The following is a 25,891-nucleotide window of genomic DNA, read 5'->3' as shown; positions in this document are numbered from 1 at the left end:
GCCCGTTCGTTCCTTTTAAGGTGACGTTAAGTCACCTTAAATTTGCGTTGCAAACCGGAGCCTCACCCATCCCTGGTGTAATGTCCAGTCGCGCCATCCCTGGCGCGCCGTAAATCACTGACGCGCCGTAAATCACTGACGAGGATAGCTAATCCTCGTCCGGGCGTGATTTACCCCCATGTGACAACGTGGTTGCCAGAGATAACTCGCGTTACGAAGTGAACTGTCCCTTGCCGGCTACGGAGCTCCTCATTCTAAGAAAAACTGTTTCTCAGCGAGAACTATCTGCGAGGATGGCCCGATCAGGCTTTACAACAACTATCTGTAAATCAAATTTTTTAAAGCTTTAAAATCTGTACACGTAACCTATAGATAAAAAGTCTAATCCGGGATTTTTATCACTTAATCCGGCATTAGAATAATGCATGTATCGAACACTGATTTGTGATGTTTGTTTATCATTAAAGCTAAAAATAAAACCTATTCTATCTTCAAACTGATAGTGCGATCCTATATCTTTACCCGCAAATTCGCGATCATCGACTAAGCTAGCCCCAATACCAATTTCGAAATGTACAGGGTACTTACCAGCAAGAGTCCCTATTTTTTTAGTTAAAACGGGTGATACCGATAATGCAAAATTGGTTGAGTGCGTGTTTTCATCTCCATATTCCCATAGGTTCATACTTGCCTCCCAGTATAAATCAATGTCACCGAACCAATCAGTCACTAATTTATAAGAAACGGGGCGATAAGCGAGGCGCAAACCTTTTATATCATCTGAACCCTGAAGATAGTCAATGGTAGCGGTCGGTGAAGCATTTGCTGAAATAGAACATAAGCCAAAGAATAAGAAAACTAAAGATGTGAGAATACGTGGCATCAACTAACTCCTTGAAGTAATAGAAAAGAATTAGCAAATCTATGACCACCACGCTAACTGATTAAAATACCTGAAAATATCTATAAATTGATTAATATGCTTAATATTATCTTTGTAAAATAGACTTTCAGCTCAGAATATTATTCATAATAAATTTTTATTAGGTTAAGTTAACTATGCGTTATTGATGTCTTGGGTGCTGGATATGCCATAACTTTCTGAAGGTTACAGATTTTGCCTACTGCATAGGTTTTACGATTGCTTACAATATGATTGATCTATGAATAAGTGGTAGACAAGGACAGTCACTTTTCATGTTTTACGGTGTGTGTGAACCCTCAGGGTTAAGTACCCCCAGCAACGCAAATAGTCTTTTCTCCGATCCAACGGGTAGGTAAGTAACTGTCGTGAGAGTCGCTAACCTTCAGGACTGGATTCGCTGGTCAAAAGCCATTCATCCCATATCCCTCTTTGTAAGTTCGATAATAGCCATTCGCTCGACTATATTGCCTGCACTTAGTGATATTTACCTTTATTAACATTTTTTATATTAGGATGAAATTATATACGTCGATAAAGGGTCTTTATCAATAGGTGAGCACGATCACCTGATTTATTTACCCTTGAGGAATTAAATATGGAAAATGTAAAAACAACCGCTATTTCATCCGCGCTCGGGGCGGTGGTGATCGGTTCATTAGCTGGCACGCCTGCGGTAGCCGAAACAAACCCTTTTGGAATGCAGCATCTTGAATCCGGTTATATGCAGGTCGTTTCAGAAGGTAAGTGTGGTGGCGACAAAGCCAAAAAAGAAGGTAAATGTGGCGAAGGTAAGTGTGGTGAAGATAAAGCCGCTAAAGCTGGCAAAGATGGTAAAGACAAAGCAACCAAAGAGGGGAAATGCGGCGAAGGTAAGTGTGGTGGTGATAAGGCTGCCAAAGAAGGCAAATGTGGCGGCGTGGCTTGAAAGAAAAAAGGCGTCAGATGACGCCTTTTTAACCATTGTATGGAATAGTTAGTATGCAAGTTACCGGGGCGGGCTTAGGCCTTCGCAGAGAAATGTTTTCTGAAATACTTCCTGAATTACCTCGGGAAGTGGATTTTTGGGAAATTGCGCCAGAAAACTGGCTTACCCTGGGTGGAAAATTTCAAGCCCAGCTGCAAGCCTGTGCCGAACAAACAACACTTACCTGCCACGGGCTTTCATTGTCTATAGGTAGCTATGATCCGTTGGATATGCAGCTTCTGCGTGACATCAAGCAGTTTATTAATCGCTACAACATATCAGTGTATTCTGAACACTTAAGCTATTGTTCTGCTGATGGTCATATGTACGATCTTCTCCCGATACCCTTTACCCCTGAGGCGGTCAAACATGTGGTAGCCCGCATACATCAGGTGCAGGACATACTCGAAATGCCCCTGGTATTGGAGAATACTTCTTATTATCTCGCCCCGGGCCAGCAAATGAGTGAACTTGATTTTACGCTTGAAGTCTTACAGCGCTCAGGTTGTGAGATGCTGCTTGATGTAAACAATCTCTATGTAAATAGCATTAATCACAACTACGATGCCAGTCATTTTCTTGAAAGTCTGCCCTCACGCAAAATTGTGTATGGACACATTGCCGGCCATTATGATGAGGCGGATGATCTTAAAATAGACACTCATGGAGCGGATGTTATCGAACCGGTCTGGGCATTGTTATCGAAGGCATATGAGCTACATGGTGTCTTTCCTACGCTGTTGGAACGTGATTTCAATATTCCTCCAGTGACCGACTTAGTAGAAGATGTCAAGCGGATTAAGCACATTCAGACTCAGGCAAGCAACCATTTATGTAGCAGGACAGCCTAATGGAAGATTTCAAAACGGTGCAGCAAAACTTTACCCGGGCCATCCGTGATCCTCAGAAAATGTCTATTTCAGATCGGGAAGCACAACGTAGAATAAACATTTACCAGGCGTTATTTTTTAATAATATCAACCAGTTTTTATGTAATGGTTTTCCGGTATTGCATCAAACCTTGTCAGAAAAACAGTGGCAGGCCCTGGCTCGCGACTTCTTTATCTTACACCCGGCAGCAAGCCCTTATTTTTGCAATATTTCAAAAGAATTCATCGATTTTCTGGCACAGAACCCGCCCGTACTGGAGCGGCTTCCGGTCTGGGTGTCTGAGCTTGCCCACTATGAATGGCTGGAATTAGATCTCAGCATACGTCAGGATGATATTTCAGCAAAAGTCTGGACTAAGGAAGACTTGCCCTTACAGTTTTGTTGTTCTGCCTTAGCCAGTCTGGTGTCATATCAATATGAAGTACACCGCATTGGTCCCGACTACCAACCGGCGCGGGGAGAAGGACAGGTATATTATTATGTGGTATACCGTAACGCGGCCCATGAGGTTAAATTTTTGCAGGTAAATGAAGTTACCGCTTTTCTAATTCAAAATGTTGACGATAAGCAATCTTTTAACGAGCTTTTGGTAAGAATGAAAGCAGCGCTGCCGCAATTAGATGAAACAAACATCACCACCGCGCTCACCCAAACCTTACAACAGTTATTGGGTCATCAGATATTCCTAAAAGCCTGAGCATGAGGTTGGCTATCTGCTAGTCAGTCAACCTGACTAATTCTCAGAAAAACTGTCATTTCTGTTGCTATTCGATTACCATTTACCCCCATTTGCGTGAACAAAAATGAAGGGTAAAGCGGATGTCCGACCACCAAAACTTCAATGAACCCTACAATAAGTGGTGGTTTCTTGCTTCATTAGCTGTATTGATTGCTTTTCCATTATTGCACATCATATGCGGCTGGTTCACATTCTGGCTCTAACCAGCACGATTAAAAGGCGTACTAGTGACTGCTGAGTATATAAAATCAGTTGTAAAAACGGTGCCTGATTATCCCAAACCAGGCATTCAATTTCGTGACGTAACCAGTGTTTTAGAAGATCATAAGGCATTTAGCGCCTGTATTGAGCTACTTCTTGAAAAATACAAGGACGTTAAATTTGATAAAGTAGCAGGAACAGAAGCTCGAGGCTTTCTGTTCGGGGCTCCATTAGCAATTGAAATGGGTATCGGCTTTGTGCCGGTAAGAAAGCCCAATAAACTTCCCCGTGAAGTGGTCAGGGAGTCTTATGACCTTGAGTACGGAACTGATACTCTTGAAATTCATAAAGATGCCATTGTACCAGGTGATAAGGTATTGCTTATTGACGATTTGCTAGCGACCGGTGGCACTATTGCCGCTTCTGCTAAATTGATACGTCGCTTGGGTGGCACCATAAACCATGCTGGTTTTGTTATTGAACTGCCTGAACTGGGCGGAGATGAAAAGCTATCTGAGTTGGGTATCCAGACCTATTCAATCTGTGAATTTTAAGTACACACAGGAGCTGTCAGGGCAATGAGTTATCAGGTATTAGCGCGTAAATGGCGTCCCGGCCGCTTCAGTGAGCTGGTTGGTCAGGAACACGTGGTAGCCGCTATAGCGAATGCCCTGGACAACAACCGGCTACATCATGCTTATCTCTTTACAGGCACCCGTGGGGTGGGCAAAACCACCATTGCGCGCATATTTTCCAAAAGTCTGAATTGTGAGCAAGGGCAGGGGTCTAACCCATGTGGAAATTGCGCTACCTGTAAAGAGATTGAGCATGGTAACTACGTTGACTTGCTCGAGATTGATGCAGCATCACGCACTAAAGTCGAAGATACCCGCGAGCTTCTTGATAATGTTCAGTATAAGCCTACCCGTGGCCGCTACAAAGTGTACCTGATTGATGAAGTGCATATGCTGTCTAAGCACAGCTTTAATGCCTTACTTAAAACACTTGAAGAGCCGCCTCCTCATGTTAAATTTTTACTGGCGACCACCGATCCGCAAAAGTTGCCCATCACTATTTTATCGCGTTGCTTGCAATTTAATCTAAAAGCGCTTTCGCGCGAGCAAATCGGTCAGCAACTGCAGTATATATTGCAACAGGAACAGGTGAGCTTTGAAGAGCCCGCACTTGGTTTACTGGCGCGCGCTGCCCAGGGCAGTATGCGTGATGCACTGAGCCTGACCGATCAGGCCATTGCCCAGGGAGATAACCGTGTTCTGAAACACATTGTTACCGATATGCTAGGTCTGATGGACAAGCATCTGCTGGTACGCTTGTTATATGCAGTGGTTCAGAAAAAATCTACCGAAGTTTTGGGTCTGGTTGCCCAGATGGCTGAGCAAGCGCCCGATTATGCCCAGGTTTTGGCCGAGCTAAGCAGCTTATTGCATCAGATTGCGTTAACGCAATGGGTGCCGGACGCATGTAAACTAGAAACCACCGCCGCCAAAGCTATTTATAGTCTAGCCAAACAAATGAGCGCGGAGCAGGTGCAGTTGTTGTATCAAATTGCCTTGCAGGGGCGTAAAGATATGCCTTATGCCGTTGATGGTAAGAGCGCCCTGGAGATGACACTATTACGGATGATGTCATTTGCCCCGGCGGCTCCGGTGGAAGACCCCGAAAAACTTATCAGTGAATCCTCGCCTGTTACGACGCCCAGCGAACCTATGGCTCGCCAGAAAGCAACTGAGGATAATTCCCCAGCGCAGCCTGAGGCTCTTGGAAGCAGCGATGTTAGTCCGGTTGCTTATAACGAGGATGATGAAGCTGCAGAATTGTTAGCTCAGCAAGCTGAGTCAGAACAAGCGCAGATAGAGCAACAAGCCAGCGCCTACCGGGGCGACGAAGCTGCGCCAGATACTATGGATGACTCATCATCGTCTTTGTTTTCAACAGAATCGATGCCAGACGAGTTTTTGGCCTCATCTGAGCCCCATGCTGACTTGTCTGGCCAGCCTCAGGACCTGGCTTCGGATGCAACGACAGTCATGTCAGAGAGTTCGCAAAATGAAGCCTCGCGTCCGGTAGCCGAATCATCCAACACCAACAGTATGCAAGAAATGCTGGCCCTGCGACAAAAGCTCAAGCGTAGTCGTCAGGAGGACACTTCTTCTGAAAAAAAGTCTGAACCGGTCGACCCCGTTGCCCGGCTAAGCCGAGCAGAGCGGCCGCCGTCGGCAGAGCCCGTAAAATCTCAACCTGAGACCATGCCGGCTTTGTCTACTAAAGATTCGAAGACACCGGATAGCGAGCCTGCAAATACGGCAGATAATTTTTCTGATGCCCCCCAAAACAGTTATGAAGATGTGCCGCCGTGGGTCACCGAATCAATGCCCGAACCGGGTCAAACGCAACAGCAATCGCCTATAGCTGATGCTGAAGAGTCTTCATCTGTTGAGCCGGCTTTGTATGGCGACTCAGTATCATCTTTTGTTAACGAAGCTTCTGTCCCAAACAGGGCTAATGAAGAGTCTTTAAAGCGAGTAGCTGCAGATGTATCTGACATTTCTGACCAGTCAGCTGTCGAGGGGCGCGTGCCGGCCTCTATAGATACTCACGAGAAGCTGTCTGCTTACCTGCCAGATGGCAGTAAGTTAGTTGATGCTAATCAGATAGACAGCTGGAGCCGTTTGATATCGTCGATGCCTGTAGCCGGATTAGTAAAACAAATCGTATTACATTCTGCCTATCAGAAAAAAGATAATCAGGTAATGCTTGAATTAGACCCGGGGCAGACACATCTACTGAATGACAACAGTAAAGAACAGGTTGCCCAGGCCTTATCAAATGCGCTGGGTGAACAAATACAGCTGGATATAAAAATTGGGAAGCCGGATAAAACCCCCTTTTCAATTCAGCAAAAAATCAATTTAATGCGACAGCAGCACGCTGAATGGGTAGTGAGTAACGATGAGCAATTTCAGGATCTCATCGGCTCGTTTAATGCATCCGTCATTGCTCAATCGGTGAAAGCGCGCTAACGAATTACGACAACTTAAAAGGTGAGACATTATGTTTAAAGGTGGAATGGGCAATATCATGAAGCAGGCGCAGGAGATGCAAGAGCGCATGCAAAAAGTTCAGGAAGAGTTGGCAAACCTGGAAGTGACAGGTGAGGCGGGGGCCGGAATGGTAAAAATCACAGTAACCTGTAACCACAATGTTCGCCGCGTAGATATCGACCCCTCATTAATGGACGATGATAAAGACATGGTTGAAGACTTGGTAGCTGCCGCATTTAATGATGCAGTACGCCGTATTCAGGAAACCAGCAAAGAAAAGATGGGTGATGTGACCGGTGGAATGCCACTGCCTCCTGGTATGAAAATGCCGTTTTAGGCTAAAGCCCTTCTCTTTATTAGCCTCGTGAGTTATAAAAATTTACGGAGCCAAATACAAGATAAAAGATTTGCCCTAAAAAGCTTAGGTTCGGCCTGAGCTTTTTTTATGGAAATAAAATCTATTCGGCAGAATTTTCTGCAAGATAACTACGTTCTTCTTGCTTCTCAATAAGAATCTTTTCTTTCGTAAATTAAAAACTCAATGTTTCAGGCGAACATGCATTGTGCGGTGGCTACAGGAGTCTGAGTCAATTTTAGTCGTTGTGTTACTAAGCTAAAAAAATGTAAAACCCTCTGACGCAGAAGCTGACAAGGGCGGCAAAAGTAAACTTTGTACTTACCTTTTTTTACTTACCTGCTTTTACTTACCTGATATCTGCAATACAAATCAATTACCCGTAAATTTAGCCGGGAACACACTACTTCGTGGGACCGACGCTTCTTAAACTTGTAAGCATTTTAGAAAACTGGATATCTGTGTTTTCGCTATGCTTCATGACTTGATTAGAACGATTGCGTTGAGCAAAAAACAAAGACTGGCAGTGAAGAGTGATCGGTAAAAATTGGCAAGAAACTCACATTCGACCTGGCGGCGATAGATCGCTTCCATTTAGTTCGCCATCAGCGAGTGATTTTTTGTGTCGCCATACGACGCGGGGTCGAGGTGTTGGCAAACCGCGATTGCGGCGGCCCCAGAGCGGTGCCCCCGCGCTGATTATTCACGCACACCTCTGTGCTATAAAAAATTAAGCACTGCTCTATTTATGGCCTGAGGTCATGAGCCCTTTATCTTCCAACAACCGGTCGACGGCTTCCACGGTATAGCCTTTTTTATGATTAAGTTTTGCCAGTGGCACGTTTGCTAATGCTTCATTGGTTGGAACATCAACACTATCAAGATGGCCGTCAAGCAATCGCTGGAATACATGCGGACCTCGTGCCGAGACCTGAGGAGTCTGACTCCATAGGTCGTGCAGATGAGGGCTGCGTTTAAGAAGCCAGTCGAAGGTGTGATGGGACCAGAAATAGGATTGAGGCCGTTTACCTGATAGCAAATAACATTCGCTCCAGCGGCGCCATGCTTCTGTTAATGGGGCTTCTGGCGTAGAGGCAATGAACCAGTTTGCCAGTGATCGCTCGGGTTGCGGTCGAGCGAAAGCGAACATACCGCTTGCGTGCGCATGTCCTATCCAGTCATCTAAAGGCCGCAGACAAAGTGTTGTAGCATCGGTCCAAACGCCCCCATAGCGTACAAGAAGACGCAAGCGCACAATGTTCGCTTTATGATTGAGGCTGGTTCCGGGGGGGAACGTCGGTAGGTCGATCCATTGAGAAAGGCTTTGTTCGTTTAGCACCTCGACCTGCCAGTCTGGGTTTAAAGTACGCCAACTGCTAATACATCGCGATACAAGAGGTGGGGCTTGATCCTCGCCCTGTAGCCATAATATCCAGATTCGCCGGGGCAGCCAGTCTGTAGGGGGCCTTGAGAGCAAGCGCGTCCAATCCTGAGAAAAAGTATCCAGGCCTAGTTTACGCTGATTCTGCGCGTCTCGCCGATGCTGTTGCCCCACAAAACGGCGATGTCGCCACTTTTCTATTGCAGTTACACGGGGGATGCCGTCAGAGTCAATCATAGTGAAAAGCCTTTTGCTTATAAGAACTACCCGCAAACGGGGGAATTAAATTTTAACCCTTCTCAAGGCGTAATACAGTACACAATCTAAAACCTATACTTCTTTTCACAAGCCAGCGGCTGCGATGAGTAACAGACTTTATCAACTTAATGTAATGCGAATAATCCTCGCGTGGAGGTTAATTTATTTGTAGCGTGAACCGCCAGGATTAAGAGAACGCACTTAATGCTTGCCGTTATTGAAGCCAGAGTATATGACAAATGAATACTATCGACTAGCCTCTCAGGTCTGCAGTACTGAACCTCAATAGTGCAAGGTCAATCGTCTTTATTCTGAAAATGAAACATAAAGGTATTGGAACGTTTCACTTTTCTTTTGTTTTACAATGCAAAAGCCACGTCGTTTATAACGGCAAAATTGTCAGATATTGTTGGGTGTTCGTTAGCCTTAGCAAGCGAGGTGCTGGTGTAGTTACCATGAGTATACTTGTTTTTAAACAGGACTTACCTGAGATTAATAGCGTGTCATTTGATACGGTCGTTATTGAGACATATTGCTTTTTTCACATTCTGTATTGATTGAAAGCGTAAGCATTGAGGAGCTTGTTCAGGTGTTCGCAACTAGGTATCGTGGTGCGAAGTTTTGTGGTGCCGAGATGCGTAAAGACATTGCGGAAATGTTATACCAAAGTACCCAGGTTACTTTTCTTAAGAACAGCGTACAAAGGGATATATCAGAGTGAACAAGCCTTTTAAAATGGCGACGGGCGGCCTGAGTAACAAAACCTGGCAATACCAGAATTTCTTTTGGTAACAAAACTGGCATATTGTGATCGGTTTGTCGTGTTTTGGAGATAGAAAAGTGATCCTCTTCTAATAAAAAAGTATGAACCAAAAGCGACGGTCGCGGGTACATAAACCTCATTTCTGCAATAAACAGATGTTTAGTTGTACTGTTGCCCGAGAAAAACCGATTTACAATAGCACTCTTAATTTTTGATGAGGATATGGAAGTGTATTCACCGAGTAATTTTTTAAAGACAAAGGAACTGAAAGTAGCTGATTGGTTAAAAATAAACTCATTGTTTAACCACGTTGCTAATTTATGAGCCAGTTAAAAAATTGGGTCACCAAAACACACAGTGTCCCTTTATTCCAACACGAGAAGTCAAGAAGACATTCAGAGATACCTATATGGAAACTTGCACTTAAAGGAACGTTGAGCAATATCCATAAGCCGAAAGCTTTTAGCCGGGTAGATAATTTTGTTCAATTTCTAAGTTTTCCTCGGTCGGGTCACTCACTGATTGGCTCGTTGCTTGATGCCCATCCCAATGCAATTGTATCTCATGAATTGGATGCGATGGGGCTGATTCACAAAGGACTGTCTGAAAAATCTATTTATGCGCTGATCGAGGATAATTCTAAAACATTCACACAGCATGGAAGGTTTTGGAATGGTTTCTCCTATGAGGTAAAAAATCAACATCATGGGTATTCAGATAGCCTTACCACGATTGGGGATAAAAAAGGCGACTGGGCAGTTCGCTGGTTCAATAAAAATCCACAGCTGATTACAAAATTACGAAAAACAGTAAAAAATAAAATCCGCTGGGTGTTGGTGACTCGAAATCCACTAGATAATGTCGCAACACTGTCTCTTCGCAAAAATCGTACTTATGATGAGGTCCGCATTCAACATAAGTCGGGGGATTTATTTTCAGCTGAGCTAAAAAGCAAACAAGAGTCTGGGAAAATTGCAGCCTCTGTACAGGACGATATGGTTAAAGACTACCGTCTGCTGTGTAATACCATTTCAAAAATGCAGAACGAGTTGGCAGACGAAGAAGTTTTGCATGTTGTTTATGAAGATTTTTGCGAAGACCCTGAAACCGGGTTAAGCAGAATTTGTGAATTTCTGAATATTGACCCTTCCGCCGATTATCTGAAAAGCTGCTCTTTAAAAGTGAAACCCAGTCTGCACAAAAGCCGAAAACGGGTAGAGTGGTCAAAAAGTCAGATTGATGAAGTAAAAGAAATCGCTCAAAACCATGAGTTTCTTAATTGTTATCTAAACGATATGGACATTAAATGAGTGAAATAAGATTGATAACATGCGTGGGTGTTGAACATGATCTAGCGCTTTTGCCCCACTTTTTAGAATATTATAAAGGCTTGGGAATTTCAGCCGAGAATACACATGCGGTGCTTCAGGCAACTGACGAAAATTCCGAGCAAATGAAGAAGGCAGTGTTACTGCTTGATGAGTACGGTATCAAACCGCAGGAAATGTGGATTGCTCCCTATACAAGTAATTCTATGTGGGAAAAAAGGCGCGAGATTCAAAAGCAGGTAGCCACCGACAATGACTGGGTTATCAGTGCAGACGTAGATGAATTTCATGAGTTTCCGGTTAATTTAAAGGCGTTTCTGGCGTATTGCGATAAAAAGCAACTTAACTGCATTCAGGGCGTTTTTATTGACCGCCTTGCAGCCAAAGGAGAACTGACACCGATTGAACAAGGTCGTTCTATCTGGGATCAGTATCCGATTCAAGCTGATGTAATGTGTACAATCAGGCAGCACGAAGGCGGCGGCTGGGCGGCGGGCACGGTAAATGTGATGGCATGTAAAGGCAGCGTGCTTCCTTCGTTAGGAGGTCATGGTGCGTTACCCGGTGCGGCCGGAGTTAACTATCTTTTTGACAAACATCTGGGAAAGCTACGGGGCATTGGCAAATCTCAGATTCGTTTTGCTCTACCGCTGCGAGTACATCATTTTAAATGGACAGACAGACTTTCAAACAGTTTGAAACAAAGGCTGTCTACACCGGGTGTGAGCGAGCGAGGAAAAATGTATGGAGAAGCGTTGCTGAATCACATTGACGATCAGGGAAGAATACAGCTTGATCAAATGCCAGTAAGAAAAGCCGGAGTTTTTGACCGGTTACCATGGAAATATCAGCTCAAGATTTTCGCGATGTATGATCTTGGCGTGCGTATTTTGAATAAACTAAAACGAATGGTAAAACAGTAACGGTTGGTCCAGACAAGGTCTCTTTTTTCGAAAGCTAAAGGTATTGGCTTAAACGCTGCTGGCTGTACAATCGTTTCAGGAACAGAGCACCTTATAAAGTTTTCGGAAAAAAAAGTTTTCAGAAACAAAAAGGTCTCAGAGAGAATAAGAAAGAGTGGGGTCAAATTAACCTTTCAGCAATTACCCGATAGCTGGACAAAAGTAAACCTTGATCTGAACTTATACTGGTCTTTTCCCTTACACATAGTTATCTCTGAAAAAGGAACTATTCAATAGGGATTAGTCTGGATTAATAAGTCGCTTTCAATCAAACAAATTAATGTAACACCCAATAAATAGGCATAACAATGACGGATAATAAAAACAGTGGATGGGAAAGAATACAACTAACCCGGGGAAGTGATTCAGGAAAATACCATTCACATGCCTACTATGATATTCCGGTGTTCGATTCCCAAAGCCGGCTACTTGCCGGGCACAGCGTGTCTTTTAAAGAACGAAGCCCCACTCCTCAAGACAAGATTGATATAGGGTATATGGATCTTCAGGGAGACAGGTCGTGGATTAAAGTTGGGGAGAGCACGGCATGGAGCTGGCAGCAAGGTGCCATGAGTCAATGGCTTCCACAAACTAAAACATTAATTTGGAATGACCGGGAAAACGATCAATTTATTTCAAGACACTATTGTGCAGAGAGTGCACAAACCAAGACATTTCCCCATCCGGTATACGCTGTAGCTCCTGACGGAAAGTTTTTTCTGTCTTTGAATATGGCCCGACTCAATTATGTGCGTCCCGGGTATGGTTACGCTGGCGGAAAAGGGCATTTAATCGATTCGTTAAAGCCCTGGGAAGATGGTGTTTGGAGAATAGATGCCAAGTCAGGTGAAGAAAAACTTCTGTTATCGCTACACGAGGCTGCAAAGTTTCTTCTCTCACGCCTGCCTTTGCGGCTTCGTCTTAGTAATTTAGTGAGACGTTATGTCTTTTGGTTTAACCACGTAAAGATGAGCCCGGACGGAAAACGGTTTACTGTAAAACTGCGGTTCAGGTCCCGGGATCTTTCCAGAAGCTGGAATGATAGTATGGGTTGCAGCTTGACCTGTGGAACTGACGGAAGTGATTTACGGTTGTTAGAGCAAGCGACATCACATGTTATATGGTTAGACAACGAACAGTTGTATTTCTGGAGACGAAACGGGGTCTATCTTTACAAAGACGGGCCAAATGGCGGCGAAAAGGTGAGACAAATCGCAGCAAAGCGGATTGACCATAACGTTCATATGCGCCATTTCCCGAACGAGCCTGATCACTTTATTTTTGATACCCCTTACCGAGAAACTATTGATCTGTTCACTTACAGCGAACGAAACGATGAGAGTAAGAAAATTGCTACCTTTCATAACCACAACCCAAAGCATGGGGAATTCCGCTGCGATCTGCATCCTTGTCCCAGCCCTGATGGCAAAAGTATCGTGGTGACATCTATGGACGACGGTGGTCGGCAAATGTATTTGCTTAGGAAAACCGGTCAAGAGTAATTCATAGAAATCTTACAGCGCGACGTAAACTTGAGGATGCAACCAGCAAGTTTACGTCTGCGCTACGCTGTTTGTTAAAACAGGCGCAGGCTCTTTAGCAGCTTGAAGTAATACGCAGGTTGATGGTTAGTTATGATTAGTGTAATTACCTTGTCTTGGCCTATAAAGCTATTGCGAACAAATTCACACCGCAAATAGAATAAACAAGTAAAAACATCAAACATTAGCCCCTGCGAAAGTCATAGGCGCTAATAAAAGTCTGACAGGCAGGGGCCTGAATAAGACCATCAAATGCCTGCTTCATTGTGTGAACCACACATCACCAATCATTAAAAACATTTTACGAGTAAGGTAAAAACCTTTTATAAAAATTGGCTTAAACCCATCCTCCCTTTTTATTTAGTCAAAGCCCTACCTTTAAAAATGATTTAACGAAGAGAAATTCTCAGATAGGCTGAATGGCGTTGTTCAGATAAACGATGTAGCATACGGCATATATTGGGGGGAGGTAAGTTGCCCTGCATGACCTTTGCTTTGCCCGCGTAAGGCCAGATAGTGGCCAGCAATTAAGTTGTAACGAATAATATCGAGTGATGAGAACAATGACCAAAACACCAAAAACCGCTCAATATAACCTGTTAGCACCTATCAGTATCCCAGCCTTATTTACCACGAATAAGCAGGTTTAAATTACCATGAAATTCAGTCCCCTTTTGGCCGAACTAATTACCTCTTTGACCTGTTTACCGGGTGTCGGGAATAAAAGCGCGCAGCGAATGGCGTTTAACTTGCTTGAACGCAACCGGGAAGGCGCGCTGAAGCTTAGTTCGGTATTGCACAATGCAATGGAGCATATCCGGCATTGTGAGCGCTGTCGTACCTTTACAGAGCATTCGGTATGCGAGATTTGTCAGCATCCTCAACGCAATAGTAGTGGGCTGCTATGCATAGTTGAGAGCCCCCAGGACGTCGTTGCTATCGAGCAAACTTCATCGTATCAGGGCATGTATTTTGTGCTGATGGGACATTTGTCGCCAATTGATGGCATTGGCCCATCTGATATTGGTTTGGATGAGCTTAGGCAAAGGCTTCAGAGTGAACCAATTGAAGAGGTCATTCTGGCTACCAATCCAACTGTGGAAGGCGAGGCTACCGCACACTATATTGCACAGCTATGTCAGCAGTTTGATATTAATGCCAGCCGAATTGCTCACGGGGTTCCGGTGGGGGGCGAACTTGAATACATAGATGGTAATACTCTTACCCACGCCTTTTCAGGTCGTCGCAAACTTTAAGCACTTTTTTTAACAAAAATGTAAGCTTGCCAGTTGAAAAACGGCCATATGCCCCTACCTCCCTGTTTGAATTGAGTTCCATCTAACTAGGAGATTCTGGTTTATGGCTGAGACAGCCCAACACGAAACACATGGTTTTCAGACAGAGGTAAAGCAACTTCTGCAACTGATGATTCATTCCCTGTACTCTAACAAAGAAATCTTTTTGCGAGAGCTGGTATCAAATGCTGCGGATGCCGCTGACAAGTTACGTTTTCGCGCATTAGAAAATGACAGCCTGTACGAAGAAGACGGTGATCTGGGTGTTAAGATCAGTGTGAATAAAGATGCGGGTACCGTCACTGTTGCCGATAATGGCATCGGCATGAATCGTGAAGAAGTGATTTCGAACCTCGGAACCATCGCAAAGTCGGGTACCAAAGACTTTTTTAGCAAATTATCGGGCGACTCTGCGCGAGACTCACAGCTAATCGGTCAGTTTGGTGTTGGCTTTTATTCTGCATTTATTGTTGCCGACAAAGTCACAGTACGTACCCGTGCTGCTGGTGCCTCTGCCGATGAAGGCATTGAGTGGACATCACAGGGCGAAGGCGAATTTACCATTGGTCAAATTAATAAGCCTGGACGTGGTACCGAAGTTGTTTTGCATCTTCGTGAAGACGAACAAGAGTTTTTAGACGATTGGCGTTTACGTTCAATTGTAAGTAAGTATTCAGATCACATCAGTATTCCTGTGCAGATGTATAAAGAAGAAGTGCCGGAACGTGATGGGCCTGACGGAGAAAAAATTCCGGCCGAGCCAGGTCAGTGGGAAGTGGTCAACAAGGCGACAGCACTGTGGACCCGCGATAAATCAGAAATTACTGATGAAGAGTATCAGGAATTTTATAAGCATATTTCTCATGATTTTGCCGATCCGCTAAAATGGGCGCACAATAAAGTTGAAGGTAAAACTGAGTACACCAGCTTATTGTATATTCCCAGCAAAGCACCGTTTGATATGTGGAATCGCGATCAAAGCCATGGCCTGAAACTTTATGTTCAGCGTGTGTTTATTATGGATGATGCCGAGCAGTTCATGCCTACCTACCTGCGCTTTGTAAAAGGGTTGGTCGACTCAAATGATTTGCCGTTAAATGTTTCTCGTGAAATTTTGCAAGATAACAAAATTACTCAGGCGCTACGTCAGGGCTGCACTAAACGTGTGCTGAGTATGCTTGAAAAGATGGCTAAAAACGATGCCGATACGTACCAGTCTTTCTGGAACGAATTTGGTAACGTGTTAAAAGAAGGCCCGGCAGAAGACTTTAGCAACAAAGAAAAAATTGCTGGTCTGTTGCGCTTTTCGTCAACCCAGGCAGACACCGACGCACAAACGGTATCGCTGACTGATTATGTTGAACGCATGAAAGACAGCCAGGACAAGATTTATTACGTCACTGCTGATAGCTACCAGGCGGCTAAAAACAGTCCTCACCTTGAGATCTTCCGCAAGAAAGGTATTGAAGTGTTACTGATGGGTGAGCGTATTGACGAATGGTTAATGTCGCACCTTACCGAGTTTGGCGACAAGTCGTTCCAGTCTATCTCTAAAGGTGATTTAGATTTAGGTGACCTGGATGACGAAGAAAGCAAGAAGCAACAAGAAGCTGCTGAAAAAGAAGTTGAAGGCATTGTTGAGCGTGTAAAAACCGCGTTAGGTGATAAAGTGGTTGATGTGAAATTCACTCACCGTCTTACAGACTCACCGGCGGTTATCGTGGCTGATGAAAATGGCATGACCACGCAAATGATGAAGCTGATGCAAGCAGCGGGTCAGCCAGCGCCAGAAGTTAAGTATCAGTTTGAGCTGAATCCAGAGCATCGCCTGGTTAAAATGCTGGCTGATGTGCAGGATGAAAGCTTGTTTAACCAGTGGACGCATGTGTTGTTTGACCAAGCTGCGTTGTCTGAACAGGGTAGCTTGAAAGATCCGGCTGCATTTTCAAAGAACCTTAACGAATTGCTGCTGAACCTGGCCAAATAGGCACGTGTTTAAAGCATTATGATTAAAAAGCCGGCTTTTGTAGAGCCGGCTTTTTTTTGTGGAAAAAACATGGCTCTTGCTTTCGGTGTGGGCACATACCTAACCTGTGGGGTGGCCGCGTTACGTGTTAATACATACCATTATTTATTGGCATGTAGTGAGGTAAAATACAAAATAACACCGGTTCATACTTTATTATTGTAAGGTAATAAAGAGGAAAGGTGAGCTATGTTCATATTTGCTTACGCGGTGTAGGGGTTAATAAGCGTAAAACCAGTGCTTTAAGGCCGTGTAAAACAGGCATCGGACTTGTCACTGTAAGATTGAATGTGTAAAGTGCCGAAAGTTTAAAAATAAAAAGCGGAGAGCGCGACAATGCGAATTATTCTTCTGGGCGCACCGGGCGCTGGTAAAGGAACACAGGCTCAGTTTTTAATGGGGAAATTTGGCATTCCACAAATTTCTACCGGAGATATGCTGCGTTCTGCAATTAAAGATGGCTCAGAACTTGGTCTTGCTGCAAAGCGGGTTATGGACGAAGGTAAGCTGGTGTCGGATGATCTTATTATTGGTTTGGTGAAAGAACGCATTTCTCGCGAAGACTGCAAAGACGGATTTCTGCTTGATGGTTTTCCTCGCACTATTCCCCAGGCTGATGCGATGAAAGAAGCTGGCATTACGATAGATCATGTCATTGAGTTTGATGTACCTGATGATGTTATTGTGGAGCGTATGAGCGGACGTCGCGTACATCCAGCTTCTGGCCGTGTATACCATGTAAAATACAATCCGCCTGAGAACGAAGGCAAAGATGACAAAACCGGTGATGAACTAATTATTCGCGAGGATGATAAAGAAGAAACCGTACGTCATCGCCTGAGTGTTTATCATCAGCAGACTAAACCGTTGGTTGGGTATTATGCCGATGAATCTGAAAAAGGTAACTGTGAATACCACAAAATGGATGGTACGAAACCTGTTTCAGAGGTAAGCGAAGAGTTGGATAAACTGTTAGGCTAATAAGGCGCAATTTTGGGACTGCCGGTTTGGCGGTCTGTGGAAAAAGGGTCGCCGGGCGGCCTTTTTTTGTATCTGAGATTTATGATTTATACTGACACTGTCATTTTAAAGATACCGGCTTATATTTATACATCAGGGAGTTTTTGAATGGGTCTGCTAATAACCGCTTTTTATGCCAGTTTGCTGACACTGTGCTATTTGTATTTATCAGCAGTCGTCATTGGCGTTCGCCGGCGAGAACAAATAAGTCTGGGGCACGGAGACAGCCCTGAGTTAGAACGTCTGAATCGGGCCCACGGCAATTTTAGCGAGTATGTTCCTATTACGCTTATTTTATTGGCATGTCTTGAAAGCTTAGGTGCATTTGGGTGGGTTTTACATTTAGGTGGCAGCTTGATTTTGTTTGGTCGGGTGAGTCATGCCTATGGATTACGTCATCACAGTGGTGCCAGCTGGCAGCGTATCGCCGGCATGTTATTAACCTTCGCGGCCATGCTTTATCTGGCTGCAGCTAACCTTTACATGATTCATTATACGGTGGTGTAATGCAACTTCTGACTACTTTAATCACGCCTGCCTGTATTATAGACGAACCCAAGATGGCGGCAAATGCGCAACGTGTAGCGCAACATTGCGAACAGCAAGGCGTCGCGTTACGTCCACACGTTAAAACGTTACGCTCGCTAGAGGCGGCAAGTATTTATGCGCCTGTGCCTATGCCAATAACGGTATCGACGCTGGCAGAAGCTCACGCTTTTTCTGAAGCCGGCTATCAGGATATTCTTTATGCGGTAGGACTAAGCCCCAATAAATTTGAACAAGTTAATACGTTGCTTAACAATGCGGTTACCCTGACGGTTGTCATTGACAGTACTACCGCCGCAGAGCAGTTATGTGCCCAGGCCAGTATGCTTGAACAACCGCTACGTGTGGCTATCGAAATTGATGTCGACCAGCAGCGCGCTGGCATGGCTGCAATCGATCCTGAGCTGATTACAGTGGCAAATAAAATTGCCGCGACCCCATCCTTAATTTTTGCCGGAGTAATGGCCCATGCTGGTGCGTCGTATGGCTGTTTTGATGCCACTTCCCGTAACCAGATGGCGCAGCAAGAATGCCAGCAAATTTTGTTAGCAGCAAAAAACCTCGAAGAAGCGGGCTTGCCCTGCGCCATGATTTCAGCCGGCTCTACCCCTACGGTTCTCGCCAACGCCAGCCGTGACGGCCTGACCGAATTGCGCGCCGGGGTCTATGCTACATTCGATCTGGTTATGGCTGGCTTAGGGGTATGCAGTTACACCGATATCGCGTTAAGTGTATTAACCTGTGTGATTGGCCATCAAAAAGACAAAAACTGGGTATTGGTGGATGCTGGTTGGATGGCGCTGTCGCGAGATACAGGGACACAAAATCATGCGGAAGATTGCGGCTATGGTTTGGTGTGCGATATCGAGGGTAACGTATTAGATGGGTGGTATGTGTCGCATACTAACCAGGAGCATGGTGTGATTAAGCATAAAGACGGACTGTCACCCGGTGCGGCCTTTGCCTATGGCACGATGTTACGTATTCTTCCGGTACACGCTTGTGCAACAGCGGGTCAGTTTAATGAATATCATGTTACTCAGGACAACCGAAGTATTCAAAGCATCTGGCCACGAATTGTAGGCTGGTAGTTACTGCATAGCGATATTGATACAGTCGGCGAAATAAAAAACGCCCGGATAGTGCCGGGCATTTTTATGAGAATAAGTATTAACTTATTGTTGTAGCAAGTACATCAGAAGCGGAAAGTGGCTTTAGTGTAGATAAAGCGTCCTCGTGGATTATGAATGCCACCTACATAGCCGTATAAATCACTATCGCCATTACCGATAGCAAATGGCGGCTCTTCATCCAGTAAGTTATTAACGCCCAGTACCAATCGCAGCGAGTCAGATACGTTGTAGCCGCCCTGCAAATCTACCAGAAATTGAGAGTCGACCGTACGCGAGGTGTTTTCTTCAAAATCCAATACACCGTCAAAATCGATATCAGGGGTATCTTCAAACTCACCAATGTAACTAATGTTCAGATTGGCATCAAATGCGCCCATCATCCAGGTGGTGCCGAACAACCAACGATTTTCAGGATAGCCATACTCTCCGGTATAATCTAAACCGTTCTTTTCAAACTCGTTCAGATAAGACCAGTCCAGATTAAACTTTATCTCGCCATATTCATTAAGCGCCAGCATATAGTTAGCACTGAAATCTATACCTGAGGCTTCTTGTGACGAGACGTTTTGATAAGTATTGAAGATTTTTTGAATTACCCCCAACGATTCACCCGACTGTGGCGGTAAGCGCACACAAATCTCACTGTCCTGGCTGTTACATTCGGCGTCATAGACCAGACCAAATTGCTGCTCATCAATTTTGTTGTCCTGAGTGATGCTCCAGACATCAATACTTAAACCCAGTTCCTGGAATGGGGCATAAATCACGCCCACGTTCCAGGACTCTGATTCTTCCGCTTCAAGCCCCGGATTACCCGAAAACTGAATGTTGTAATCCAGAGATTCGCAATCTAAGCCTGTCGCTTCACAGCGATACCGGTCAACAAAAAAGACGCTTTTTTCAGAGGGGCCAAGACCCACCTGAGCCAGCGACGGTGCACGGAAACCCTGAGCCCATGAACCGCGTACTGTAACCTGGTCAGAAGGTGCCCACCGAAGGGCGATTTTAGGATTGGTGGTGCTGCCAAAGTCGCTGTAATGGTCGTAGCGACCTGCCAGTTGCAGTTCCAGTTGTTCAGCTAATGGAATAGATAGTTCTAAATAGGCCGCATATTGATCGCGCTCGGCCTGAGCAGAAACAGATTCGGTGCCAAAAATCAGACCGCGCTGAAATTGAATATCAGGGATATCGGAAACTTCTTCTTCACGGTATTCTACACCCGCGGCCATCATGACCACATCATCACCAAAGTCGAACGCTTCACCGGTAATATGCGCATCTACGCTGGTCATGCGTGATTCGCCACGGCGAACCAGGCTGGTGGTAATATTGTCGATTACATTTTGAGGATTAGTTACACCACCAAAAGGATTGTAGTTACCCGCGTCAATTTCTTGCTGAAGCCAGTCAACGCGCACCCATCCTTGAGATTGATCGCCACTTTGTTCTGATTTGCTGCGGCCTTTTTGCACCGATGCTTCCCAGTCAAAGTCCATAAATACGCCTTTTAAGCCCGCCACCAAACGTAGTGTGTCTGTTGAGATATCCCAGCGTCGGGCGCCGGCATCTACCGGTCGATAGCGGCCAATTTCAATATCCTGCCCAAAAGGATTATCAGGATGACTACCGGGAACCGTTAAGCCAGCGTCTTCGTCAAGTGGGGTGGCCGCGCCGCCTGCTTCAGAAGTGTTGTGCTGTACCGCCAGCTCCATAAAGGCGGTTAACTCACTGCCCAGGTTATAGTCAAACTGACCAATCAAACCTACGCGTTCAGCGGCTGGAATAACCAAACCGAACGGGCCGTAGTCAAACAAACAACTTCCCGATGCGGTGGCATTTTCGGCCGGGCAGTCAGGGTCAATCGTTTTAACTCCATCTACATAGAAATAACCAGGATAACCGCGCGAAGAGCGAAAATCATTGCCACCGTAAGGGGTTTGGTTTGCGGTGCCGAAGCGGCCCATTTCGTGCGCGCCTAACTGACTATTTTTAAAATAATCCAGAATAACGGTAGAGCTGCCTTTTTCTGACTGCGTACCCCAGACCAGATTTGCCGTAGTTTCGTCATAACTGGTATCGCCCTCGGTACCCCCGTAACCGACATTGATTTCCAGCCCCTCAAAATCTTTTCGTAGAATTACATTCACTACACCAGCGACAGCGTCTGAACCATAAATAGCCGACGCGCCGTCTTTTAGAATATCAATACGTTCAATAGCTGATACCGGGATAGAGTTAATATCAACAAACGAGTTGGTAATGCTTTCAGCAAAGGCACTAATAGCCACACGCCGACCATTAATCAATACCAGTGTGGCATCTGGCCCCATTCCGCGTAACGACACCGCAGCGGCTCCGTTTGCAGTAGAATCCTGACTGTTGCCCCGAGTTGAAAATGTTCCTGCTCCGGTTGAAGGCATACGTTCGAGAAGTTGTTGAAGATTTTCGTATCCCATGCCTTCAATCATAGAGGCATCGATACTTTGAATAGGTGAGGGGCCTTCCATATCTGTACGCTTGATACGAGAACCTGTTACCGCAATACGCTCGACATCTGTAGCGCTTTGGTCAGATTGTTGTGCGTGAGCAACTGGAACGGAAGACATACCCAGTAACGCCAGGCTCACAGCCAGGGCGCTACGCTTAACACCTTGTTTCATATGTATTTCCTTATTGATGTAATTGAGGGTAGCGAATGCTACGACTCAATAAATAGCACCTTTATAAGGTAAATTGCAATCGTGAAAAATAATCAGTTAATAAGGTAAAGTGTAAGCATTTGTAATACACAGAACCTGCACCATCAGCCCCGCTCAGGTAGAGTAAGGCTTTGGGTACATCTGGTAAATTTTCAAACGAATAGAAAAAAGCGGACCTGGACTGGTCCGCTGTGTAGATTAAAAGCGATAAGTTAGCTCGCCGTAGACATACCTTCCCTGAAATCCATAGGGAGAAAAGTTAGGGTAGGGAATAACATAGTCAAATTGTCCGACATCCGGAGCATCGGTAACAACCGCTGACTGTGGATAAGTATCAAAAAGATTGTTTGCCCCAATATTTAGTTCTAAATCGTCAGTAATATAATAACCGGCTTCCAGGTCCACGATAAACGCGGTGTCGACAGTGACATCTCCACTTTGTGTACTGCCGGGCTGTGTTACTTCACCAAAATAGTTACCGCGCAGCATCAGCGATACGTCTTCACCCTGCCAGTTAGCGGTAACATTAGCTTTTACCCGAGGGGCTGCGTTTTCTAAGCGAGCGCGTTCGCGGCGGGCAAAAAGCGTCTCGGCTGCAAACAGATCGCTGGGACCGGCGGAGGCCACAACGCGACTCACCTCGGTTTCGTTGTAGTTTGCCCCGGCCGATAAATTCAATACCCCAGAGCCGACATCATCAATACTGTAATTTGCAACAATATCGACACCTTCGGTGCGACTGTCTACCCCGTTGATGAAAAAGCGAACCGCACCAATACCGTCAATATTATTTTCGCTGAACACCTGCTGCACTATTGCTGCTTCTTCAGCATCGTTGCCCAAGGTTTCAGACAAGACAACACGATCATCAATATCGATGCGATAGGCATCTGCTGTGATGGTCAAATTGTCAATGACTGTCCAGGTGAAACCTACGCTAACGTTGGTCGACTCTTCAGCTTCAAGCTGCTTGCCGCCCAATGCCATAGCCGCTGGACTTGTAGAAGAAATGGTACCTATTTCAAATGCTTCACCGTCGATAAAGTTTGTACTTATTGAAGTATAAAACTGTTGTTGAAGTGACGGGGCCCGAAACCCGGTACTGACCGAGCTTCGTACTGAAAATGTGTCGCTGAATGAGTAGCGGGTGGCCAGTTTCCCGTTAGAGGTAGAGCCAAAGTCAGAATAGTCTTCATAGCGGCCTGCCAGGGTCAGGTTCCAGCGTTGGGTTAAATCAGCGTCTAAGTCGACATAAAAGGCGTAACTGTGACGATCTTCATCAACTTGTGCGGCGTCTGAAAAATACAGCGCGCCCTGAGCAAATAAACTATCTGACTGGAAGACCGGATTGCCGTTATCATCAAACACAGGTTCGCCTGCTTCGGTGGTGGCCTGAATGTTGGTATAGGCAGCTTCATCGCCTGACTTTATTTCAAACTCATCCAGACGGTATTCGGCACCAATGGCAAACGATAAGGGTGAGAACAGTCCATCAACATCTAAAAAACGCGACGCATCAAAGTTAATGGTTGTTTGTTGGTTTGCTAGCTGTCCGCCGTAAAAGCGGGTAGGCGTTTGCTGTAAAAACGTGGGGTTTGCGGTATTAGAGGTGGTGTAATCAACCTCATTATTGCCAATTACCACACTGGCATTGTAATCCCAGTTTTCGGTACTGCCTTTAATGCCGGTTAACACCGACCAATCCTGAATTTCGGCAAGAATTTGCGGGGTGAAGCCGTCAGGATAAATATTTTGGATAAAGAAGCCTTCATCTGCCGCTTCGCGAAAAAAGGCGCCCGAAATACTTTCTTTGTCCTGAAAAGAAGCAGTAGCATACAATTGTGCATCATTTTTCAGGTAATACCCGGCGTTTGCCAAAAAGGTATAGGATTCAGAGTCAGGGGCACCAAAGTTGAAGCGATCTCTGTCAACCGAGAGTTCACGCTCATCAAAGGAACCATCGGCGTTGCGCGGATAGGTATCACCGTCGTCATAGCCCCCACGATTGGTGCGGTTTGCATTGGCAATTTCACCGGTGAAATTAACAAAACCATTATCGCCCAATGACAGTCCGAAGTTGGCCGCCAGGTTAATGTTTTCGCCATCGTTACGGCGAATCTCATCACCGTAGACGCCGGTAACCCGGTTACTGCCGTTTTCATTGGGCAAAATATTTCCCTGAGCATCGGTTTGTATACCAATTAACTCAGGCACACCGTCAAGTTCGGTAAAGTAGCTACCACCAGATAGCGAAATCATGCCGCCTTCAGAAGCATCTTTGGTAATAATGTTGATGACCCCGGCAATTGCATCGGAACCATATTGAGCAGCAGCACCGTCACGCAAAATTTCAATACGCTTAATCGCGGCTGACGGAATCGCATTTAAATCAACCGAAACAGAGCCTCTACCTGAAGAACCATTAAGGTTTAAAAGCGCACTGGTATGAAAACGACGACCATTTAACAGAACTAATGTTTGGTCGGGGGCCAGGCCGCGAAGCGACGCGGGTTTAATGTGTTCAGTACCATCTACCAATGAAGGTTGATAAAAGTTGAAGCTGGGTACCACATTTTGAAGCTGACGACTGATGTCGTTAAAACCACCCGCGGCCAGCGTTTCTTCATCGATCAAGTCGACCGGAACATTACTTTGTACTACTGAGCGGCCCGGACGGCGGGTACCCAAAATCAGGATTTGCTCAGCTTCTTGCTCAGCAGTTTCGGTGGTGTTTTGTACATCTTGTTGAGCATAAGCGGCAGGCAAAAAACTTGCGGCCACGAGAGTGGCGGCAATAGGAGAAAGTGCAAATGATTTCATGTGTGTTCATCCTCAGAAATAACAATGGTGCAGATATTCTGCTAGGTGGCATTTGTTATAGCTGTATTGACCGGCACTTCTTATAGGCGAGGCTTAATCGTTACAGACGTCGCGATGTTACCAAACTCACCGCGGTGGGGAAGCAAAAGTAATTACGTTTCACAGACTAAAAAAGATGAATAAATAACAAAGCGGTCTGAGACCGGTTAAAGATATTTATTAAGGTTTGATTGGAATGGGCAGACCACTATGGCGAGGTTGAATTAGGTGGGGTCAAGTAAGGCAGACTTGAGCAAGCTATTTAACTCACCGGGTTTTCTAAATAAAAAAGCCCTCTTAATGAAGAGGGCAAAAGAAACAGGCCAGGGAGCCTATACACAACAAAAATTATCGCTGCAAAATGTAGCAGTATCAATGCGAGCTTGTCAGCCCGGCATGAAGTTTTACTTTAAAAAAACACAACTATGAATTACCGATAGGGATCTGTCTGGGCTGTTTAGCTTCAGGCAGTTCTCTTCTTAATTCAACATGTAGCATACCGTTTTGTATTTCAGCCGCCTGAACTTTGACATAATCGCCAAGTTGAAATTTACGTTTGAAATTTCGGGCCGAAATCCCTTTGTGTAAATAGCGTGTCGTCGCTGCTCGGTTTTCATCAGCTTTGGTCGTTTTACCTTCTATTAGCAAGGTGTTTTCTTGCGTTTCTATACTCAGGTTGCTTTGATTAAAGCCGGCTACCGCCATAGAAATTCGGTAAGTATCCTCTCCCGTTAATTCGATATTATAGGGGGGATATGCGCTCTGAGTTTCACTTTGGCGGGCAGTGTCAATAACGGTAGACAAACGGTCAGAACCAATAAAAGTACGGTAAAGTGGAGATAAATCGATGTTTCGCATAATCATATCCTTTATTAAGCAATATGTGATTGGTGTCCTGATTATTCAGCAACACACTGTAAGGGCCCGGGATATTCCAGGCCCA

Annotated in this window: 19 protein-coding genes and 1 pseudogene; 14 read left to right on the top strand and 6 right to left on the bottom strand. The window is 45.2% G+C overall.

Going from position 1 to position 25,891, the window contains the following annotated elements:
* Nucleotides 1-346 precede the first annotated feature (346 nt).
* Nucleotides 347-883 (bottom strand): acyloxyacyl hydrolase, encoded by a 537-nt coding sequence (locus tag JK130_RS16350; protein ID WP_218355406.1) that lies wholly within the window; start codon nucleotides 881-883, stop codon nucleotides 347-349.
* Between the two features lie 637 nt (nucleotides 884-1,520).
* On the opposite strand from JK130_RS16350, the pseudogene JK130_RS16345 reads away from it, so the two are divergent.
* The 6 genes and pseudogenes from JK130_RS16345 to JK130_RS16320 form a co-directional block, all read left to right on the top strand.
* A pseudogene (locus JK130_RS16345) lies at nucleotides 1,521-1,838 on the top strand (HvfA family oxazolone/thioamide-modified RiPP metallophore); the annotation flags it as partial.
* 65 nt (nucleotides 1,839-1,903) lie between these two features.
* Nucleotides 1,904-2,740 carry an HvfB family MNIO-type RiPP peptide maturase gene (locus JK130_RS16340; RefSeq protein WP_218355404.1) on the top strand — a complete coding sequence of 279 codons (837 nt, stop codon included), beginning with the start codon at nucleotides 1,904-1,906 and terminating at the stop codon, nucleotides 2,738-2,740.
* Nucleotides 2,740-3,477 carry an HvfC family RiPP maturation protein gene (locus JK130_RS16335; RefSeq protein ID WP_218355403.1) on the top strand — a complete coding sequence of 246 codons (738 nt, stop codon included), beginning with the start codon at nucleotides 2,740-2,742 and terminating at the stop codon, nucleotides 3,475-3,477. The genes JK130_RS16340 and JK130_RS16335 overlap by 1 nt, the downstream gene beginning before the upstream one ends.
* A 269-nt stretch (nucleotides 3,478-3,746) precedes the next feature.
* The gene (apt, locus tag JK130_RS16330; protein WP_218355402.1) at nucleotides 3,747-4,274 is read left to right on the top strand and encodes an adenine phosphoribosyltransferase; all 528 of its coding nucleotides are present in this window, start codon (nucleotides 3,747-3,749) and stop codon (nucleotides 4,272-4,274) included.
* Nucleotides 4,275-4,298: 24 nt separating this feature from the next.
* Entirely contained in the window at nucleotides 4,299-6,761 is a 2,463-nt protein-coding gene (dnaX, locus tag JK130_RS16325; RefSeq protein WP_218355401.1) for a DNA polymerase III subunit gamma/tau, read from the top strand.
* A gap of 31 nt (nucleotides 6,762-6,792) precedes the next feature.
* Nucleotides 6,793-7,119: a YbaB/EbfC family nucleoid-associated protein gene (locus JK130_RS16320; RefSeq protein WP_218355400.1), complete on the top strand. Its 327-nt coding sequence runs from the start codon at nucleotides 6,793-6,795 to the stop codon at nucleotides 7,117-7,119.
* Between the two features lie 760 nt (nucleotides 7,120-7,879).
* Here JK130_RS16320 and JK130_RS16315 read toward each other — a convergent pair.
* On the bottom strand, nucleotides 7,880-8,755 hold the full coding sequence (locus tag JK130_RS16315; RefSeq protein WP_218355399.1) for a capsular polysaccharide synthesis protein: 876 nt from the start codon (nucleotides 8,753-8,755) through the stop codon (nucleotides 7,880-7,882).
* Nucleotides 8,756-9,859: 1,104 nt separating this feature from the next.
* Here JK130_RS16315 and JK130_RS16310 point away from each other — a divergent pair.
* The 3 genes from JK130_RS16310 to JK130_RS16300 all read left to right on the top strand — a co-directional run bounded on the left by JK130_RS16310 (nucleotide 9,860) and on the right by JK130_RS16300 (nucleotide 13,331).
* A complete protein-coding gene (locus tag JK130_RS16310) occupies nucleotides 9,860-10,849 on the top strand; it encodes a sulfotransferase (protein ID WP_218355398.1) in 990 nt (329 codons plus the stop codon).
* Entirely contained in the window at nucleotides 10,846-11,790 is a 945-nt protein-coding gene (locus JK130_RS16305; protein ID WP_218355397.1) for a hypothetical protein, read from the top strand. The genes JK130_RS16310 and JK130_RS16305 overlap by 4 nt, the downstream gene beginning before the upstream one ends.
* Nucleotides 11,791-12,137: 347 nt before the next feature.
* Nucleotides 12,138-13,331: a TolB-like translocation protein gene (locus tag JK130_RS16300; RefSeq protein WP_218355396.1), complete on the top strand. Its 1,194-nt coding sequence runs from the start codon at nucleotides 12,138-12,140 to the stop codon at nucleotides 13,329-13,331.
* Nucleotides 13,332-13,799: 468 nt separating this feature from the next.
* Here JK130_RS16300 and JK130_RS16295 read toward each other — a convergent pair whose 3' ends face one another.
* Nucleotides 13,800-13,976, bottom strand: coding sequence for a hypothetical protein (locus JK130_RS16295; protein ID WP_218355395.1), 177 nt, complete (start codon nucleotides 13,974-13,976; stop codon nucleotides 13,800-13,802).
* A 50-nt stretch (nucleotides 13,977-14,026) separates the two neighbouring features.
* Here JK130_RS16295 and recR point away from each other — a divergent pair, with 50 nt between their 5' ends.
* The 5 genes from recR (at nucleotide 14,027) to JK130_RS16270 (ending at nucleotide 19,348) form a co-directional block, all read left to right on the top strand.
* Nucleotides 14,027-14,626, top strand: a complete 600-nt coding sequence (gene recR, locus JK130_RS16290) for a recombination mediator RecR (RefSeq protein WP_218355394.1) — start codon at nucleotides 14,027-14,029, stop codon at nucleotides 14,624-14,626.
* 103 nt (nucleotides 14,627-14,729) lie between these two features.
* Entirely contained in the window at nucleotides 14,730-16,652 is a 1,923-nt protein-coding gene (htpG, locus tag JK130_RS16285; RefSeq protein WP_218355393.1) for a molecular chaperone HtpG, read from the top strand.
* 375 nt (nucleotides 16,653-17,027) lie between these two features.
* Nucleotides 17,028-17,672, top strand: coding sequence for an adenylate kinase (gene adk, locus JK130_RS16280; RefSeq protein ID WP_218355392.1), 645 nt, complete (start codon nucleotides 17,028-17,030; stop codon nucleotides 17,670-17,672).
* A gap of 147 nt (nucleotides 17,673-17,819) precedes the next feature.
* Nucleotides 17,820-18,218 (top strand): MAPEG family protein, encoded by a 399-nt coding sequence (locus JK130_RS16275; RefSeq protein ID WP_218355391.1) that lies wholly within the window; start codon nucleotides 17,820-17,822, stop codon nucleotides 18,216-18,218.
* Nucleotides 18,218-19,348 (top strand): alanine racemase, encoded by a 1,131-nt coding sequence (locus JK130_RS16270; protein WP_218355390.1) that lies wholly within the window; start codon nucleotides 18,218-18,220, stop codon nucleotides 19,346-19,348. Before JK130_RS16275 ends, JK130_RS16270 begins: the two co-directional genes overlap by 1 nt.
* Before the next feature lie 104 nt (nucleotides 19,349-19,452).
* Here the strand turns inward: JK130_RS16270 and JK130_RS16265 are convergent, their stop codons facing one another.
* The 3 genes from JK130_RS16265 to JK130_RS16255 all read right to left on the bottom strand — a co-directional run bounded on the left by JK130_RS16265 (nucleotide 19,453) and on the right by JK130_RS16255 (nucleotide 25,806).
* Nucleotides 19,453-22,050, bottom strand: a complete 2,598-nt coding sequence (locus JK130_RS16265) for a TonB-dependent receptor (protein WP_218355389.1) — start codon at nucleotides 22,048-22,050, stop codon at nucleotides 19,453-19,455.
* A gap of 237 nt (nucleotides 22,051-22,287) precedes the next feature.
* A complete protein-coding gene (locus JK130_RS16260) occupies nucleotides 22,288-24,909 on the bottom strand; it encodes a TonB-dependent receptor plug domain-containing protein (RefSeq protein WP_218355388.1) in 2,622 nt (873 codons plus the stop codon).
* Nucleotides 24,910-25,371: 462 nt separating this feature from the next.
* On the bottom strand, nucleotides 25,372-25,806 hold the full coding sequence (locus tag JK130_RS16255; protein WP_218355387.1) for an Hsp20 family protein: 435 nt from the start codon (nucleotides 25,804-25,806) through the stop codon (nucleotides 25,372-25,374).
* Nucleotides 25,807-25,891: the final 85 nt, after the last annotated feature.

It is taken from the genome of Alteromonas lipotrueiana (assembly GCF_019249245.1).
In the GTDB taxonomy this organism is placed as follows: Bacteria; Pseudomonadota; Gammaproteobacteria; order Enterobacterales; family Alteromonadaceae; genus Alteromonas; species Alteromonas lipotrueiana.
Note: the sequence above shows the minus strand (reverse complement) of the source record. Positions and strands in the feature narration are given on the sequence as shown.

Coding starts and splice junctions, on each gene's coding strand:
- JK130_RS16350 (WP_218355406.1), bottom strand. CDS start 883: ATGCCACGTATTCTCACATCTTTAGTTTTCTTATTCTTTGGCTTATGT.
- htpG (WP_218355393.1), top strand. CDS start 14,730: ATGGCTGAGACAGCCCAACACGAAACACATGGTTTTCAGACAGAGGTA.
- dnaX (WP_218355401.1), top strand. CDS start 4,299: ATGAGTTATCAGGTATTAGCGCGTAAATGGCGTCCCGGCCGCTTCAGT.
- JK130_RS16340 (WP_218355404.1), top strand. CDS start 1,904: ATGCAAGTTACCGGGGCGGGCTTAGGCCTTCGCAGAGAAATGTTTTCT.
- JK130_RS16255 (WP_218355387.1), bottom strand. CDS start 25,806: ATGCGAAACATCGATTTATCTCCACTTTACCGTACTTTTATTGGTTCT.
- JK130_RS16310 (WP_218355398.1), top strand. CDS start 9,860: ATGAGCCAGTTAAAAAATTGGGTCACCAAAACACACAGTGTCCCTTTA.
- JK130_RS16300 (WP_218355396.1), top strand. CDS start 12,138: ATGACGGATAATAAAAACAGTGGATGGGAAAGAATACAACTAACCCGG.
- JK130_RS16275 (WP_218355391.1), top strand. CDS start 17,820: ATGGGTCTGCTAATAACCGCTTTTTATGCCAGTTTGCTGACACTGTGC.
- recR (WP_218355394.1), top strand. CDS start 14,027: ATGAAATTCAGTCCCCTTTTGGCCGAACTAATTACCTCTTTGACCTGT.
- JK130_RS16265 (WP_218355389.1), bottom strand. CDS start 22,050: ATGAAACAAGGTGTTAAGCGTAGCGCCCTGGCTGTGAGCCTGGCGTTA.
- JK130_RS16335 (WP_218355403.1), top strand. CDS start 2,740: ATGGAAGATTTCAAAACGGTGCAGCAAAACTTTACCCGGGCCATCCGT.
- JK130_RS16315 (WP_218355399.1), bottom strand. CDS start 8,755: ATGATTGACTCTGACGGCATCCCCCGTGTAACTGCAATAGAAAAGTGG.
- JK130_RS16270 (WP_218355390.1), top strand. CDS start 18,218: ATGCAACTTCTGACTACTTTAATCACGCCTGCCTGTATTATAGACGAA.
- JK130_RS16305 (WP_218355397.1), top strand. CDS start 10,846: ATGAGTGAAATAAGATTGATAACATGCGTGGGTGTTGAACATGATCTA.
- adk (WP_218355392.1), top strand. CDS start 17,028: ATGCGAATTATTCTTCTGGGCGCACCGGGCGCTGGTAAAGGAACACAG.
- JK130_RS16260 (WP_218355388.1), bottom strand. CDS start 24,909: ATGAAATCATTTGCACTTTCTCCTATTGCCGCCACTCTCGTGGCCGCA.
- JK130_RS16320 (WP_218355400.1), top strand. CDS start 6,793: ATGTTTAAAGGTGGAATGGGCAATATCATGAAGCAGGCGCAGGAGATG.